This is a genomic window from Williamsia sp. (genome assembly GCF_036566845.1).
Classification (GTDB): Bacteria; Actinomycetota; Actinomycetes; order Mycobacteriales; family Mycobacteriaceae; genus Williamsia.
In genome coordinates this window covers 52873-71248 of the sequence record NZ_DATCVM010000271.1, presented here as the reverse complement: position 1 = coordinate 71248, position 18376 = coordinate 52873, and the positions used below count along the sequence as shown (strand labels likewise).

The window sequence follows — 18376 nt, the reverse complement described above, 5'->3', positions numbered from 1 at the left end:
CAAGCGACCACCAAAATTCGCGCCGCTTACCTGCGTGCGCTCCTGTCGCAACAGGAGCGGACGTCGGCAGGCGGAGCGAATTTTGGGTTTGGGGGTATGGGGGCGGGTCAGGGGTAGAAGACGCGGTACTTCCAGCTGCCGGAGATCCGGCCGACGAGGTTTCCGGTGATCCATACCCACTCACCTCGGCGTCGCCTCGACCATCCCCATGGCCAGATGGGCAACAAGGCCAGACTCACGCCGGCGTGCACGGGCAGCCACCACCACTGACGGCCGGGTGCGCCGTATTGCTTTGCGACCCTGGCCTCTTCGCGGCCGTAGTCGATCACCTGGTTCCAGGTCTCGCGATATCCGGTTCGGTATCGATAGGCCACCATCGCCTCGGGTGCATACCCGAAGGTGTAGCCCGAAGTCTGGACCCGCCAACAGAAGTCGACGTCACTCCCGGCGGTCGGATACGACTCGTCCCAGCCGCCGACGGCCTCGAACACCCGCTTGCTCACGCCGAGGTTGCAGCCGAACGTGATCGGCAGAAAGCGGCCGAGCACCACCGGTTCTGCGGGATCGGGCAACGCCCGCCAGGATGCGACCACCGGATCGTTCAGCGTATGCGATTCGAGTGGACCACCGATCAGGTCTGCCGATTCCCCCGCGTCCGTCAACGCCCGCAGCCAGCCGGGGTGGACAGCGTCATCCTGATCGCAGTAGGCGATGAAATCGCTGTTCGCGCTTCGTGTTCCGACGTTTCGAGCGTGTGAGGTCCCGACGCGGTCCGACGAATCGACGTATCTGAGGTTCAGTCGTGCACGCAGAGGATGCGTGGCCGCCCAATCGCGCAGTTCCTCGCTCCCCTCGTTGTCGCTGAGGATGACCTCGAAATCTCCGGCACAATCCTGTTCGCCGAGTGCCGACAGTTGGACGTCCAGGTCCGGCAGACCGCGATACACCGCGACGACCACGGATGCGATCACAGCAACACCTGCCGCAGAGTCGCGACATCGATCGGTCCGCGCCGGTGCGCGGCAGTCTCGAGCACGGCGATCAATCCCGACACCACGAGTTGGGCGGTCTCCGGTGCGAACAGCGCGGTCGGATACATCAGCGTTCCGTCGATTCCCGCCGGTCGCACACCGTCCCGCTTCTCACGCAGCGAGATCTCGAGCTCGTGCTTCGCCACCGCATTGGTCACCGGTTCCCGTTGCACAGCAACGCCTCCGAGGCCGACCGCTGCATCTGAGCCTTCATCTGCCGGCGCCGGCTGAAGGATGAGGGTCGCCGGGAAGATCGGGTGTTCGGCGTATCCCTCGGTGTTGTCGACCGGCAGGCCGAGCGCATCCACCAGGTCGGGCACCGAGATGTCCGGATGCGCGAGTCCACCGAGCAGCTGGTTCTGAACCTCGCGGGCGAGGTCTTCAAACGATCGGTTGCCGTTGACATCCAAACGCATCGGGATGTCATCGGCGAAATTGCCGATCACCGTGTCGAGCGCCGGATGAGTCCGGTTCGCGTTGGCGGTTGCGACGTGCACGTCCGCGTCACCGGCGAGTTCGGCGAGGACCACCGCGAATCCGGCCTGCAGGACCGCGAACACGCTCACCGACTGCGAACCCGCCAGAGAATCGATGGCCGTGTGCAGCGCTGTGTCGATCGTGATGTCGACCGACTGGCCGGACGAGTCCCACCGAGTCGGACGCGCGTGGTCCGTGCGCAGCCGCGGACGCCATCCGGTCGAGTCGACATCCTCCGACACCGGTACGTGGCGGCGGCCGAAGAGGCCGGTCCAGTGATTGATCTGACGATCGAACTCCGTTGTCCGAGATGCGGTTCCACCGACGATGAGTCCCCGCCAGTGAGCGTAGTCCCGGTAGCGGATCACCTGTTCCGACAATGTCGGTACCTCGCCGGCCAGACGTGCGACGAATGCCGCCAGGACATCGGAGGCCAGTGGCATCATCGATTGCCCGTCGAGACTCAGGTGGTGCACCACGACCAGCAGCACATGGGTATCGGGCGTCGGGCGCAGCAGCTGCACCCGCAAGGGAGCACCGGCTCGGACATCGATCGGTGACCATGCGACATGGTTCTTCTCCGCCTCGAGCTCCTCCCACGAGACGGGTCGGGGCGAGAGCCCTCGCCGGATCGCGGGCAGGATCTCCTCGGTCGGAAGCACCACCAACTGCGGCCCGGAGGGACCGTCCACGTGACGGGTGCGAAGGGATTCGTGCCGCTCGACGATGTCGATCAGCGCATGCTCCAACGCCGGCAGGGGTAGGGCACCGGTGAATCGCAAGGCGAGCGGCACATTCCAGTCCGCGCTCTGGCCGGCTTCGACCGCAGCCCAGATCCGCCGCTGAGCGGGCGCCAGCGGCGCAGTCAGGTCGTTGTCCATCCGGCGCAGTTCCACCGTCGGCTTCACGCCGCCGTCGGCGAGGATCTCGCTCACGGCCACCGCCAGGTCGGCAACATCGCCCGCATCGAACAGCGCCCGAACCGGGACCGGCACACCGCATTCGGCTTCGAGTCGCGCGGCCACCCGTGTCGCCGTCAACGAATTGCCGCCGACCGCGAAGAAGTTGTCGGCCATGCCGACCTGATCCGCACCGGTCACCTCCATGATGACCTTCACAACCAGCTCTTCCATGTCGGAGCGGGGTGCGACGTACTCTTGCCGCGGCGCGGGAGGCATCGGAAGCCGTCCGCGGTCGACCTTGCCGTTGGTGGTGTACGGCAGGACATCGAGGCGATGCACCTCCGGAACCAGGTAGGACGGCAACATCTCTCGTAGCTGCCGGACGATGAGTGCCGGGTCCGCCGCGGTCCCGGTGACGAAGCCGATCAATCGCGGATCCGACTCAGGACCGGCCGGAGTGACCACTGCCTCCTCGACCCCGTCACACCGGCGCAGCGCGGCCTCCACCTCACCGGGCTCGATCCGGAAACCCCGGATCTTCAGCTGGTGGTCGGTACGTCCGAGATATTCGAGTTCTCCGCTGACGTTGCGGCGCACCAGATCGCCGGTCCGGTACATCCGCGAACCGTCGAACGGATCGGCCACGAACGCGGCCGCGGTCCGCGCCGGGTCCGCGTGATAGCCGCGAGCCAGCTGGACGCCGCCGATGTACAGCTCTCCCGCGACACCGGGCAGCACCGGATGCAGGCGTCGGTCCAGGACCCTGACCGACACCGCCGGTTGCGGTTGCCCGATGGGTATCCGTTGATCGACCGGTCCCGTGACAGCATGGCCGGTCACGCTGACCGCCGCCTCGGTCGGTCCATAGAGATTGTGCAGTTCCGCTGCAGACGCCTCACGCAGCCGGGTGACCAGTTCTCCTGGCAGCTCTTCGCCGATACAGAGAACAGACCGGACCGACGTCGGGAACTCCCCGGCATCCAGCATCATTCCCAGCGCCGACGGCACCGTCGGAACCACGGTGATCCGATGGGTGCTCATCGCGGAATTCAGTGCAGCACCGTCGCGTTCGACACCGCTGTCGGCCAGTACCACGCGGGCACCGGTACCCAGGGCCCACCAGTACTCCCAGACCGACAGGTCGAATCCGGCCGCGGTTTTTACCAGGACGGCATCGTCGGGGTCCAGTGTGTACCGCTGCTGCATCCATCGCAGTTGTGTGGCCACGGCGGCGTACGACACCGCCACGCCCTTGGGCCGTCCCGTCGATCCGGAGGTGAACAGCACGTACGCCGGATGATCGGGTCGCAGCGGCACCGTCCGATCGCGGGTGGGGTCGAATCCGGCGGGCAGGGTATCGAGTTGTATGTCATCGATCCGCAGAACGGGCAACCCGAGTGCGGCGGCGTCCTCGGATCCGATGACGAGTGCGGGGTCGGCCGATTCGATGATCATCGCCACCCGGTCGGTCCCGGATGACATGTCCACGGGCACATAGGCGGCACCGGCTGCCGCCACCGCGTACATCGCCGTGAACTGATCCAGTCCGCGGTCGAGGGCGATCGCAACCCGGTCTTCTGGTCCGATGCCACGTTCGACAAGCAGCCCGGCCAGCGCATTCACCCGTCGTTGCAGCACCGCATAGCTGAGCGTCTCACCGGCCGCAGTGATCGAGGGCTTCTGCGGACCGAGGGCAGCCTGCACCGAAAACTGCTTGGCCACATCGAATCCGGTTGTGCATCGCACGTTCGCCGATGCGATCGATGCCGCACGCTCAGTCTTGGTGACGATTTCCAGATCCCCGACCGCGGCCTGCGGTCGCGACAGGAGCTCCCTCAGTACCCGGACATAGCGGTCTGCCAGATCCCGGGCCGTCGACCCATCGAACAACTCGGTGGCATAGGACAACTGGGCTTCCAGACCGGCCGCAGAACCGTCCGGATTCCACCGGTCGGCCAGCGTCAGGTGCAGATCGAACTCGGCGAGGCGGGTGTCGTTGTCGATCGCCTCGATGGTCAGCCCTGGGAGTTCGACGGAGAGGTTGCCGAGGTTCTGGAAGGAGATCGCCACCTGGAACACCGGATGCCTGGCCGCAGAACGAGCCACACCGAGTCCTTCGACCACTCGGTCGAAGGGCACGGTTGCGTGTGTGAACGCCTGCAGGACGGCTTCCCGCACCCTGATCAGTGCCCTCTCACCGGTGGTGTCACCCGTGATCGCGGTGCGTAGCGCGAGCATGTTCACGAACATGCCGACCACACCGTCGAGCGCTTCGTCGCCACGTCCCGCCACCGGTGTGCCGATGACAACGTCTTCGTTGGCGCCGATCCGTCCGAGAAACACCGCAAAAGCTGTGTGCGCCACCATGAAAACGCTGGCGGAGTGCTGGTGTCCCCATTCGGCCATCAGACCGTGGGTACTCGAATCGATGTGGAAGTCGACCCGGCCGCCATGGCCGCTGCGCCGGGCCGGACGGGCCCGGTCGGTGGGCAGGTCCACCAAGGGAGGCGCGTCACGTAGCTGTCCACGCCAGTACTCGGCTTCCGTCCCCGCGGGACCGGTGTCATCAGCGAGTAGCGCCCGCTGCCAGATCGCGAAGTCCGCGTACTGCACCGGCAAGGGGGGCAATACGGGCTCGGTGCCCGCGAGCCGGGCGCGGTAAGCGATCGCGAGTTCACCGGCAAGGCCGACCAGCGAGAGTCCATCCGCACTGATGTGGTGCAACACCAGCGCAAAAACGTGCTCGGTCGGATCGCCGCTTGCCTGCCGGTCGATCGTGAAGAGTTCCGCACGCACCGGTGGGCGGCGCGTGACATCGAACTCCGTGCGCATGGAGCGGCGGATCACGTCCGACAGCGACGCTTCCGACACCAACTCGCGGACCAGTTTCACCGGGACCTCGGCGGTCGGCAGGATCACCTGGTGTGGGGCCTCGTCATCGGCCCCGACCGGGTAGATGGTGCGCAGGGCCTCGTGCCGCATGAACAGATCCGACAGGGCCGCTTCGAACGCCGTCCGGTTCAGGGTTCCGTTCAGCCGCAGGATGATCGGGATGTTCTCGGTCACCGCAGACGGATCGAAGCGGTTGAGGAACCACATCCGCTGCTGCGCCGGCGACAGCGGGATCTGCTCAGGTCGCGCCAGCGAGCCGATCGCGGGAAGCTGGTCGGCCGCGGCCCTGTCGATGACCCGGGCCAGAGCTCGCGCCGTGGGTGCGTCGAAGAGGTCCTTCACGGCCAGTTCCCGTCCCGTCAGTGACCGCAGGCGCGACACAACTCGGGTCGCCGACAGCGAGTCGCCACCGGTCGCAAAGAAGTCGTCTGTCACCCCGACCCGGCCGACGCCGAGGATCTCCTCGATGACACCGGCCACGAGTTCTTCACCCGATGTCTGCGGCGCCACGTAGACCGACGCTTCGAAGACCGGTTCGGGAAGAGCCCGTCGGTCGACTTTCCCCGCGGTGGTGAGGGGCAGCGTTGTCAGCTCGGTGATCGCAGACGGCACAGCGTATGTCGGCAGTCCCGACCTCAGGTGGGTGTCGAGCCCGGCCCGGTCCAGCCCATCGGGTCCCGGTTGCACGTAGGCAACAAGAGCTGTCGCCCCGGTGGGACCGGGCCGTCCCGTCGCGACCGCGGCCGCAACACCGGCGAACGACCGCAGGACGGCCTCGACCTCACCCAGCTCGACACGATGCCCACGGATCTTGACCTGGAAGTCGCTGCGGCCGTGATGGATCAGCGTCGGCCGGCCGGCGGTGTCTCCGATGTGCCGCACCAGATCGCCCGTTCGGTACCGGCGCGACCCGGGTGGGCCGTCCGGGTCGGCGACAAACGTGACGGCGGTCAGCCCCGGGCGTTCGTGGTAGCCGCGTGCCAGTCCCTGACCGGAGACGTAGAGTTCGCCCGCGACTCCGGGAGCGGTGTGCGTCAACGCGGTGTCGAGAACCGCGACGGTGGTGCCGGCAATCGGCAACCCGATCGGCACCGGGCCATCGGTCGGATCGGCGAGGGGTCCGGCGAGTGTGGCCATCACCGTGGCCTCGGTGGGTCCGTATGCGTTGAAGAAGCTCTTGCCCAGTGAGATCCAGCGCGAGGCGGTCGCCGGTGCACAGGCGTCTCCGCCGACGATGATCGTCTCGAGTACCGGCAGCGGCTCGTCGGGATCGATCGTGTCGAGGGTGCCGGGCGTCAGGAAGGCGTGTGTCACATGCTGATTGCGCAACACCTCGGCGAGCTCCGACGCGCCGTACACGTCCGCGGGCACGATCACCGAGGTGGCACCGGCATCTGCTGACAGCAGCAACTCCAGTAGCGCCGCGTCGAAACTCGGGGATGCGAAGTGCAGGACCCGACTGACCGCAGTGGCGCCGTAGCGACGCTGCTCCGCGGCAAAGGCAGACAACCCACGATGGGTGACGGCGACTGCTTTGGGGCGCCCGGTCGAACCGGAGGTGTAGATGAGGTAGGCCAACTGGTCCACATGCCTGCGGCCCAGCAGTTCGGAGTCACTGATCGGCCGATCCGGCAGGTCCGCCATGTTGTTGCTTGTCGCCGGATCATCAAGGACGACAAACGGTGTCGGGCCCGCCGCACGTGTGTCGAGCAGGTCGCCGGTGCGGGCCACGTCGGAGGTGGTGGTGACGACGATTGCGGCCCGGGAGTCGTCGAGCATGAAGGCGATCCGGTCAGCCGGATACCTGGGGTCTATGGGCACGAACGCGGCGCCGGTCGCGGCAACAGCCCGCGCGGCCAGCGCGAACCGGACGGACTGCGTGAGGCACAGCGCGACCACGGTCTCGGGGCGTGCGCCCAGGTTCAACAGGGTGCGCGTCAAACGCCGGGTCTCGGAGTCGAACTCGGCACCGGCGAGCTCCCGGACGACACCACCGGCGCACGGATCAGAGCCGATGAGGCGATGGCCCGGCGTATCGAGGATGTCCGACAACAGTCGCGGCCCGACGGATCCGGGTCCGGTCGACTCGGCGAGTGTCCGGCGCTCGTCAGCCGTCAACAGGTCCAGCTCCCGAACCGGGACATCAGGGGTAGCCGTCACCGCATCGAGAGCCCGACCGAGACGACTGAGCAGCGTGCGAGCCGTCTGCTCCGAGTAGATCTCCGGGCGGTAGACGAGTTCGAGGTCGATCCGATCGGTACCCGCCTCACCCGAAGCTGTAGTGATGGCGGTGAACTCGAGGTCGAACCGGGCCATGGGGACATCCAGGCGGACCGCACTGATCCCGGCGGTGTCCGTGGCCGGATGATCATCACCGTCGACCGTCAGGGTGACCTGGACGAGCGGGTGGCGCCCGGTGTCCCGGGGCAGTCGCAGATCGTCGACGATCTGTTCGACGTCGACCTCGGCATGTTCCAGTGCGTCGACCACCGTGTCACGCGACTTCGCCACGGCGGCTGTGAAATCCGCCGTGAGGTCGACGTCGGAGCGAAGCGCCACCATGGACACGAACATCCCGACCAGATCGGTCAGATCCGCGTCCCACCGACCGGCGGTGGGTGTTCCGACGATCACGTCGGTTCCGGCGCCGGATCGGTGAAGGGTCAGCGCCAATGCCGCGTGCAGGACCACGAACACGGTGGTCTTGTGCTCCGCGGCCAACGCCCTGATCGCGCCGCTCGTGGCCATGTCGAGAGAAAGCCGTTGTACCACTGCGGCACCCGCTGATTCGGCGACACTGTCGGCAGCGGGGGCAGACAGCGCCGGTGCACCGTCCAGAGCGGCGCGCCAGTACTGTAGATGGCGAGCCACCGGGGCGTTCGGATCGCCCGGATCACCGAGAACGTCGGCGCTGCGCACGACATGATCTGCGTATTGCAGACGTAGCGGCGCCCAGTCCGGCGCCGCCCCGGCGGCACGCGCGGCATACGCCTGACCGAGGTCGCGAGCCAGGATGCGCAGCGACCAGCCATCGGCCGCGACGTGGTGGACAACCAGGGCCAACACGGTGTTCGCCGGATCGATCTCCCGAACCATCAGCCGCAGCGGCAGGTCCACGGCGAGGTCGATCGGCCGGGACATACCGTGGGTGACGGTGTCCTCTTCAGGTGAAAGCTCAGGCAGCAACGTCGAATCCAGGATCGTGACGGTCTTCCCAATCTGTTCCGGATCGGGCGAGAGGATCTTCTGCACCGGACCCTGCCCGAGTGTTCCGTCGGGATACACCGTCCGCAGGATCTCGTGCCGGGAAACCACGTCACTCAACGCCGAAACCAGTACGTCGCTGTCGATGGAGTGGGGCAGACGAACCGGGGCGACAATCAGGAATGCGGCAGATCCGGGGTGTATACGGTTGTGCAGCACCATCTGCCGCTGCGCCGCGCCCAACGGGATGTCGGCCGGCCGTTCTTGCAGCGCAAGCGGGCCACGGCGATCACGGGCATCGACCGCAGCAGCGACCGCGGCCGGAGTGCGCCCGTCGAACATCACCCGCAGGGGTATCTGCACACCGGTGCGCTCAGCGACCGCAGCAACTAGACGGCTGGCACTCAGAGAGTTGCCGCCCGATTCGAAGAAGTCGTCGTCGACACCGATGGTGACACCGAGAACATCGTGAAACACCTCGAGCACAATGTGTTCGGTTGCCGTGCGTGCGGCAGTCGGCGTGATGTCGGCGGGCTGTCGCTCCGGCGCCGGCAATGCCCGTCGATCGACCTTGCCACTGCTACCCAGCGGCAGAGCACTGTGCAGCAACACCCGTGCCGGCACCATGTGCTCCGGCAACGCGTCGCGCAGGAACGCTCTGAGCTCCGACTCCCCGACCTCCGGCGAGCAATCACCGAGGACGACGTGACCGATCAGCTGGTCGCCGATCTGCTGATCCGTGTGGACCACGACGACCACCGCGACCACGTCGGGATGGGACTGCAGAACGGCTTCGACCTCGCCGAGCTCGACCCGCTGCCCGCGGATCTTCACCTGGAAGTCGCTTCTTCCGAGGTAGTCGAGGACCGGTGCCTCGTCCCCGGGTGAAGGCCGACGCCAGCGCACCAGATCTCCGGTGCGGTACAGCCTTTCACCGTTGCGCCACGGCGAGGCCACGAATCTGGCTGCCGTGAGGTCGCTGCGGCCGTGATAGCCGCGCGCCAGTTGGACACCGCCGAGATACAACTCGCCGGTCACGCCCGCCGGGACGGGACGCAGCCGGTGGTCCAGGACATAGAGGTCCACACCGGGGACCGGTCGCCCGATCGGGACGGGTCGGCTGATGATCTCGGCGGCGCGAACCTCCACCGAGGTGACGTCGACCGCCGCCTCGGTGGGTCCGTAGAGGTTGTGCAGCCGAGCATCCGTCCGCGACAACAACTCTGTCGAGGCGGCGGCACCCAGTGCCTCACCGCTGGTGAAGACGTGGCGCAGGGAGGACCAGCGGGTGCCCGGTGCCAACGCTGCCAGGAAGACATCAAGCATCGCCGGCACGAAGTGGACCACCGTCACGCCGTGGTCGACGAACAGCTCGGAGATCAGATTTGGATCGCGGTGCGCATCCGGCGGCGCGACCACGGTGCGCGCTCCGGTTGCCGTCGGCCAGAACAGTTCCCAGACCGAGACATCGAAGGTGACGGGTGTCTTGTGCAAGACCGTGTCGGTGCTGTCGATCGGGTACGCCTGGTGCATCCAATCGATCCGGTTGACAATCGCGGCGTGTGTGACCGACACCGCCTTGGGTGTACCGGTCGATCCCGAGGTGAACAGCACGTACGCCGGGTGATCAGGTGTGAGGGGCCGGAGGCGGTCGGCGTCGGTGACCACCTGCGCGCTGTGACCGTCATGCAGGTCCGCCGGATCGAGGACCCGATCGAGCAGGTCGCACGGGATCAGTGAGGTGTCTCGCGTATAGACCACAACGGGATTCACGGTGCGGAGCATCGCGGCGATCCGATCGACGGGCCACGATGGGTCGATCGGGACGTAGGCGCCGCCGGCGGTCACGATCGCATGAATGGCGGCGAACAGGTCGATCGACCGTTCCGCGATCACCGCGACGGTCGTCTCGGGTCCGACTCCGGCAGCGATGAGAGCGCGGGCCGAGCGCGCCACCCTGGCCGCGAACTGCCCGTACGTCACGGACTCTCCGTCACACACCAGCGCAGGCGCATTCGAGTTCGACGATGCCGCACGCGGGAGTAGCTCCGCGAGCGTCCGGGCGGCGGGCGCGATGGCCGGGCTTGAACCCCAGGATCCGGTGATCTGATCCTGTTGTGCGGGCGAACAGGCCGCATATCCGAGTGACCCCATCTCGGGAGCGTCGACGAGCTGCCGGAGAACGTGGGTGAACAGTTCGGCGAACGACGCCACGGTGGTGCGGTCGAACAGGTCGGTGGCGTAGGTCCACCGTGCCCGCAGGGGCGCGGCGTCGGTGACACCCGCCGGGGGAACGTCGATCGTCAGATGCAGATCGAACCGCGACACCGGCAACGGCACATCGACGATGGTGAACGCGAGTCCGCCTGCGTCGATGGTCGATTCGACCTGCTCCCCGAAAGCCAGCATCACCTGGAACAGCGGGTGGTGGGCAGCCGATGGGTCCGGCTCGAACCGGGAGGCCAGCATGTCGAACGGGATCTCCGCGTTGGCGAGCGCGGCGAGGTCGATCGAGCGCACCTGGTGCAGCAGGTGGCGACCGGACAGGTTGTCATCGATCCGGGTGCGCAGAACCACCGTCTCGACAAACATGCCGATGAGATCGTCGAGGTCGCTCCCGCCGCGTCCGGACACCGGGGTTCCGATCACGATGTCGTCGGCGCCGGTGAGCCGCGAGAGTGTCAAGGCCAACGCGGTATGCATGACGTGGAACAGCGACACGTGGAGCCCTCGTGCGAGTTCCTGCGCCGCCGAGACCAGTTCGGCATCGAGGAACAGGTTCACGGTGTCGCCGCGGTGCGTCGGATGCGCGGGGCGCGCGCGGTCGGCCGGCAACGGCAAGGGACCTGGCAGATCGCGCAGGACACCCTCCCAATGCGCCAACTGGCGTTGCAGACTCGGATGCGCCGGTGTCTGGCCGCTGCCGAGCAGTTCCGACTGCCAGATCGCATGATCGGCGTACTGGACCGGCAGGGGCGCCCTGGATTCCACGCCCCCATAGGCCTGGATCAGGTCGGTGATCAACGGCCGGAACGACCAGCCGTCGGCGACGATGTGGTGCAGGACGATCACCACAGTCACATCATCGTCGCTCCGGACGAGTCTGACCCGCAGAGGTATTCGGGTGGCGAGGTCGAATCCCCCGGCCGCGATGTCCGTGACGGAGATGTCGGCTGAATCAAGGTCGGCATCGACATCGATGTCCGCTCCGGCCAGGGCCTGCTCCACCGAGAGGATCTCCTGATGCGGCACTCCGGAGATCTCGGGATAGACGGTGCGCAACACCTCGTGACGCGCCAGCAACGCGGTCAGCGCCCGGTGCAGATCACCGAGATCGAGTGTTGTCCCGGCAACACGGACGGCAAACGGAAGGTTGTAGAGGCCGGTGCCGGGTGCGAGTTGCTCCATCAACCACATCCGATGCTGGGCCCGCGACAATGGCAGAACCTGCGGCCGGGCAAAGGATCCGACCGCCGGACGATCCGACGTCGCGGCACCGTCCACCCAGCGGGCCAGGTCTCCGACCACGGGAGCCTCGAAGATGGCCCGGACCGGGATGTCCAGAGCGCGCGCGTCCCCGATCCGGGCCGCGAGTCGTGTTGCGGTGAGCGAGTTCCCGCCGAGGTTGAAGAAGTTGTCGTGGACGCCGATCGGATCATCGGCGGCCACCTTGCCGAGCAGCTCCTCCAGGATTCCGGCGATGAGCACTTCGGAGTCGGATTCGGGTGCCGTGAAGCGCTTTTCGCTGAGCCTGGGCACCGGGAGAAGCTTGCGATCCAATTTGCCGTGCGATCCGAGTGGCAACTCCTGCAACATGATCGCGGTGGTCGGCACCATGTAGGCGGGCAGTACTCGCCGCAGCCGGTCGAGCACAACACCGGCTTCGGTGGTCCGACCGGTTCGGGGCACGAGATAGGCGGTGAGATTGTCCCCGGCATGCACCGCCACCGCTGCCGAAGCGACGTCGGCATCGCGCGCCAGTGCCAGCTCGATCTCCCCCAGTTCGATGCGCTGACCCCGCACCTTCACCTGGAAATCGTTGCGTCCCATGTATTCGAGTTCACCGTCGGACCGCACGCGGGCGAGGTCTCCGGTCCGGTACATGCGTTGACCACTGCCGAGGGGATCGGCCACGAAGCGGTCCGCGGTCAGGTCCGGGCGACCGGCGTAGCCGGTGGCCAGCTGCACACCGGCGAGGTACAACTCTCCGGTGACACCGACAGGAACCGGATTCAGGCGACGATCGAGCACCAATGTGACGGAGTCCGAGACCGGAACCCCGATCGGCACCGTCGCGTCCTGCGATGCCGACGAGCCGGCCGCCGGTTCGTAGATCGTGATGCCGACCGCGGCTTCGGTGGGACCGTACAGATTCAGCACCCGGGCCGACAGCGCGTCGGCTGCGCGGGTGGCGGTGTCGGGACTCAGTGCTTCACCGATGCACAGAACGGTTCGCAGGGTGCCGACCGTGATCGAACTGTCGGCCATGGCGTCGAGGAAGGCATCGAGCAGTGAGGGCACAAAGTGTGCTGCGGTGACGCCGGTCTCGGCACTGAGCTCGGCGAGATGGCGGGGATCGCGGTGGGCGTCGGGGGCGGTGACAACCAGCCGGGCTCCGGATATCAGCGGCCAGAACAGTTCCCAGACCGACAGGTCGAAAGTGACCGGCGCCTTGAGGAGAAGTGTGTCGGCGGTGTCCAGCGGGAACGTACGGGCCTTCCATCGCAGCTGTGCGGCGATCGCCCGATGCGGGATCGCAACACCTTTCGGTGTTCCCGTCGAGCCCGATGTGTAGATGACGTACGCCGTGTTGCCCGGCCGAAGCGGCGCCACCCTCTCGTTGTCGTCGATCGGTGCATCGGCGTACCCCGTGAGGTCCGCCGCCGACAGGTCGATCACCGTGAGGTTCTCACCGTCCGGCACCGCAGCATTCGGGTCGTCGATGATGACCGCGGCCGGTGCGCTCGACTCGACGATCAGGCGGGTGCGATCGGCGGGCGCGTCCGGATCCACCGGGACGTATGCGCCACCCGCGAACAGGACTGCGAGTATCGCGGTGACCATCTGCGGTGATCGGGGCAACGCGACGACAACCCGGCTTTCCGGACCGACACCGGCCTCTATCAGCAGGCGGGCCAGTTGCTGTGCGCGGCCGGATATCTCGGCATAGGTGAGTTCCCACCCACCAGCCGAACCCGACCACAGCGCCACGGCATCCGGCGTCCGATCCACCGCGGCGTACAAGAGCCCGGTGAGGGTGGTGGGGTGCGCGGCGGCGTCCGAGGTGGGGCCGGCCAGAACCCCGTCATCGGCATGGATCGCGAGATCCCCGACGACGCGTCCCGGATCTGCGATGGCCGCCTCGAGAAGCGCGGTCCAGAGTCGGTGCCACCGTTCGATGGTGCTGCGATCGAACAGATCCCGGTCGTACTCCCACTGAACGTTCACCTGGTCGCCGGACTCGACGATGGTCAGGTGCAGGTCAGACTTTGCGACACCGAGCTCGGGTTCGATGATCTCGACGTCGAGCCCGTCGAGGGTCAGTCCCGTCGGCGCCATGTTCTGGTACGAGAGTCCCACCTGGTACAGCGGATGGTGCGATGTGGAACGCACCGGATTGACGAGGTCGACGAGTCGTTCGAACGGGATGTCGGCGTTCTCGAAGGCATCGAGATCCGTGGCCCGGGTGTGGTCGAGCACTTCCAGGAACGGACTGTCATCCCGGATCGTGGTGCGCAACACCACGGTTCCGACGAACATGCCTACGAGGTCAGACAGGTGCGGGTGACCGCGCCCGGCAACGGGTGTACCGATCGCGATGTCCGACGTGCCCGACAGGCGGGACAACAGCAACGCCAGAACGGTGTGCGCCACCATGAACGGCGTGCTTCCGGTGGCGCCGGCCAGTGCCCGCAGCCCAGAGGTCTGGGTCGCGGTCAGCGCCGTCCGCAGGTCACCTCCGCGACCGCCGACCACGGCCGGCCTCGGCCTGTCGGTGGGCAGGTCCAGACGTGCGGGCAGTCCGCGGAGCTGGGTGTCCCAGTACTCGAGCTGAACCGATGCCGCACCGCCGGGATCAGATTCCTTGCCCATCGCGTCGTGATGCCAGCGGGTGTAGTCGCGGTAGGACACCGGGAGCGGCTCCCAGCCGGGCTGCTGACCTCGCCGATGCGCGTGATAGGCGACAGCGAGATCGCGAGCCAGCGGCGCCGTGGACGAACCGTCGGCCGCGATGTGATGGACAACGCAGAACAGGACATGGTCGTCCGGACCCAGCCGGACCAGATCCACCCGGATGGGTACTGCGGCAGTCACATCGAACTCGGTGGCGACAACCTCGTCGATGTGGCCCGCCAGGTCGGCCTCGGTGATCGTGCGCACTTCGGGATCGATCCTGATGCCCAGCTCGGCAGCCGGAACGACCTGTTGCACCGGACCTTCCGGACTGTCCGGATAGACGGTTCGCAGCGGTTCATGACGATCGATGACATCGTGGACAGCGGCGGCCAGTGCAGTCACGTCGAGTGGCCCGCGCAGACGCAGGCCCAGCGGGATGTTGTACATCGACGACGCGGTGTCGAACCGGTTCATCACCCACATTCGGTGCTGGGCCGGCGATACCGGCGTGACCGAGGCCTCGTCGCCGTAGCCCCCGCGCAGCTCCGGACGCCCGCCGCCGCGCGTCACCGACTCCAGCCTGACCGCGATCTCGGCGACCGTGGGCGCTTCGAACATCCACCTCACCGGCACGATTGCCCCGAGCCGGGCACCGATCGCCGCGACCACCTGTGTGGCCACCAGAGAGTTCCCGCCGAGCGCGAAGAAGTCGTCGCTGCGTCCGACGTTCTCCGCACCGAGCACCTCGGAGAACACCTCGGCGGCAAGTGTTTCCATGTCCGTGACCGGCGGCGCGTAGGGGGCGGAGAGGACGACGGGCGGGGGCAGCGCGGCACGATCGAGTTTGCCCGACGCGGTGAGCGGCACCTCGTCGAGACGGACGATCGCGCCGGGGACCATGTGCGCGGGCAGGATCGATCGCAGCGCCGTCTTCAGGGCATCGGTGTCCACATCGCCGGTCACGTATCCGACGAGGATCGCAGATGCCGCATCTCCGCGGGGTTCGGTTGCCGCGAACTCGACACCCGGCTGTGCGGCGAGTGCGGCGTCGATCTCACCGAGTTCGATGCGGTAACCGCGGATCTTCACCTGCCGGTCGGCGCGACCCTGGTAATCGAGTTCCCCCGACGGTGTCCAGCGGACCAGATCGCCCGTGCGGTACATGCGGTCGCCGGGCGCGCCGTACGGGCTCGGGACGAAACGTGTTGCGGTGAGTACGTTTCGGCGGTGGTACCCCAACGCGACACCGGTACCGCCGAGATAGAGTTCACCGATCGCACCCATGGGGACCGGGTGCAGTCGGTGGTCCAGGATGACCGCGGTCGCCCCGGTCACCGGGCGTCCGATCGTCACCGGATCGCCGGGGTGTATCGGCCCGGCGAGTGCCGTCATCACGGTGACCTCGGTGGGCCCGTACGCATTGAACAGGTCGTGCCGTCCGGCCCAGCGCATCACCAGTTCCGGTGGGCACGCCTCACCTCCGACGATGATGGTGCCGAGATCCACGAGGTCGACGCCGGGTACCGACGCGAGCGCCGCCGGCGTGATGAAGGCGTGCGTGATCCGGGCGGAGCGCAGCAGCCCGGCAAGCTCCTCACCGCCGTAGATGTCGGTGGGGGCGATGACCATCGTCGCGCCGGATGCCAGCGCGAGCAGGAGTTCGAGGATGGAGGCGTCAAAGCTCGGAGACGCGAAATGCAGGGTGCGCGAACCCGGTCCGACGCCGTACCGCCGAATCTGTTCTGCGGCCAGCGCCGCCAGACCTCGATGGCCGACCACCACACCCTTGGGCAGTCCGGTCGATCCCGACGTGTAGATGACGTAGGCGGGGTCGTCGATCTGCAAGGGCCGCAGCCGATCCCGATCGGTGATCGGGCTCGGTGAGGCCTGCCGGTACCGGCGGACCAGGTCGTCGTCGTGTGAGCGCAGCCAGTGCACACCCGCGGTCGCACCGGCTTCGAGATTGTGGTCGGCACCGAAGCCGGTGATCCCCAGGTCGGCGGCGCTGTCCGAGATCAGGTAGGCGATGCGGTCGGCGGGTAGTTCAGGATCGATGGGCAGGAACGCGCCTCCGGCCGCGGTCACCGCCAGTTCCGCGACCACCGAGAAACTTCCCCGGGGCAACAGAATCGCCACCAGTCGACCCGGACCCACCCCGTACTCCATCAGGACGCGGGCCAGCCGGTGCACGCGTGCACTCAGTTCTGCGTACGTCAGGTCGGACTCGCCGGCGATCATCGCGGTCGACGATGCGTTGTCGGCTGCCACGCGCGCGAGCAGATCCGGCAGCAACTGTGGGCGGGCCGGAACGGGTCCGACCGCAGGGACATAGCGCGCCCGTTCGTCACCGGTGAACTCGTCGACTGTGAGGGCACGTTGCCCGACGGGGGCGTGGACGAGACGCGACAGCAGCGTCATGAACCGCGTGTGGTGTTCGGCGAGCACGGTGGGCGAATACGCGGCGGCGTTGGCTTCCAGCGCGATCCGCGTCTGTCCGGTGCCGGTGTAGACAGTGAACGCCAGATCCTCGACCGGCCCGGTGCTGAGGATGTAGCTGCGCCCGGTGCAGTCACCCAGGGGAAGGTCGTCGCGGAACATCATCAGATTGACTGCCGGACCGAAGAATCCACGGCCCACGTCGCCGTTCGTCGTGTGCTCGGCAGAATCGGCCAGGTCTCGGCGCATGTCCTCGAATCGGTACCGCTGCCTCCGCAGGGCACCACCCATGTCGGCCGAGACCCCGGCCACGAGTTCGGCAACGGTGGTCGTGGCGGTGACCCGGCCCCGGATCGGGACCACATTCGACACCATGCCGCCGGAACGTCGCAGCAGGGCATTGGTGCGCCCGGATACCGGCAGGCTCAACACCACATCGTCCACACCGGTGCCGCGCGCCAGATACAGCGCGGCGGCGGCGCTGATGATCGCGGGCAAGGTGGTCTTCAGTTCGGTGCACCGGACATCGATCTGATCGAGTACGGCTTGCTCGAGCACCCCGCCGATGCTGTGCGAGCGCGGAATCACCCCGGGGGTGGGTTCGGCGAGCCGCACCGGAGTCGGCAGACCCACGATCCGGTCGGCCCAATACTCACGGTCACGTTCGAAACGCGTCGACGCCCGGTACTTCTCGTCGTCGTCGTGGAGGTCGGCAAGGCTGCCCGCCCGACTCGGGGATTCGACCGCTCCCTCGCGCCTGGCCGTGTAGACCTCCGCGACCCGGGCGGCGAAGGCGGCCGCGCCGTAGCCGTCGAGAACGATGTGATGGACGCGGGTGTACCAGAAGTAGCGGTCCTCACCGATCCGCAGCGTCGCCGATTCGATCAAACGGTCGTGCAGGAGATCGAGGGGGCGCCGATACTCGGCGTCCATCCAGGCGTGCGCGTGAGCTTCGGGATCGGCATGCGCACAGAAATCGAGGTGCATCATCTCGTCGCGCAATGACTCATCGAAGTACTGCAGGGGCATGGCGTCCGGCGTCTCGCCGGGTATCAGGCGGATCATGGCGGTGTGGAACTCGCGGGCGGTCTGCCTGCCGACCTCCGTCAGTAGTGCGGTGTCGAGCGGGCCCTGCACATCGACGTATTGCGCGATGGTGAGCGGGACCTCAGGTACCAGCTGCTGCGCAAACCAGATGCTGCGCTGCGCTGCCGAAAGCGGTACTACGTCCGCTCCGGGAGAGCCTGGTTCACCGACGGGCACTTCTACTCACAAATCACTCGCAAACTTCGGGTCTCGGTGGCGGCCGGTCCGTGT

General features: G+C 67.1%; 2 protein-coding genes. Both read right to left on the bottom strand.

From position 1 onward, the window contains the following. Positions 1–107: 107 nt before the first annotated feature. Positions 108–971, bottom strand: a complete 864-nt coding sequence (locus VIQ49_RS26305) for a glycosyltransferase family 2 protein (RefSeq protein ID WP_331889661.1) — start codon at positions 969–971, stop codon at positions 108–110. Next, positions 968–18322, bottom strand: a complete 17355-nt coding sequence (locus VIQ49_RS26300; RefSeq protein WP_331889659.1) for an amino acid adenylation domain-containing protein — start codon at positions 18320–18322, stop codon at positions 968–970. Before VIQ49_RS26300 ends, VIQ49_RS26305 begins: the two co-directional genes overlap by 4 nt. Positions 18323–18376: the final 54 nt, after the last annotated feature.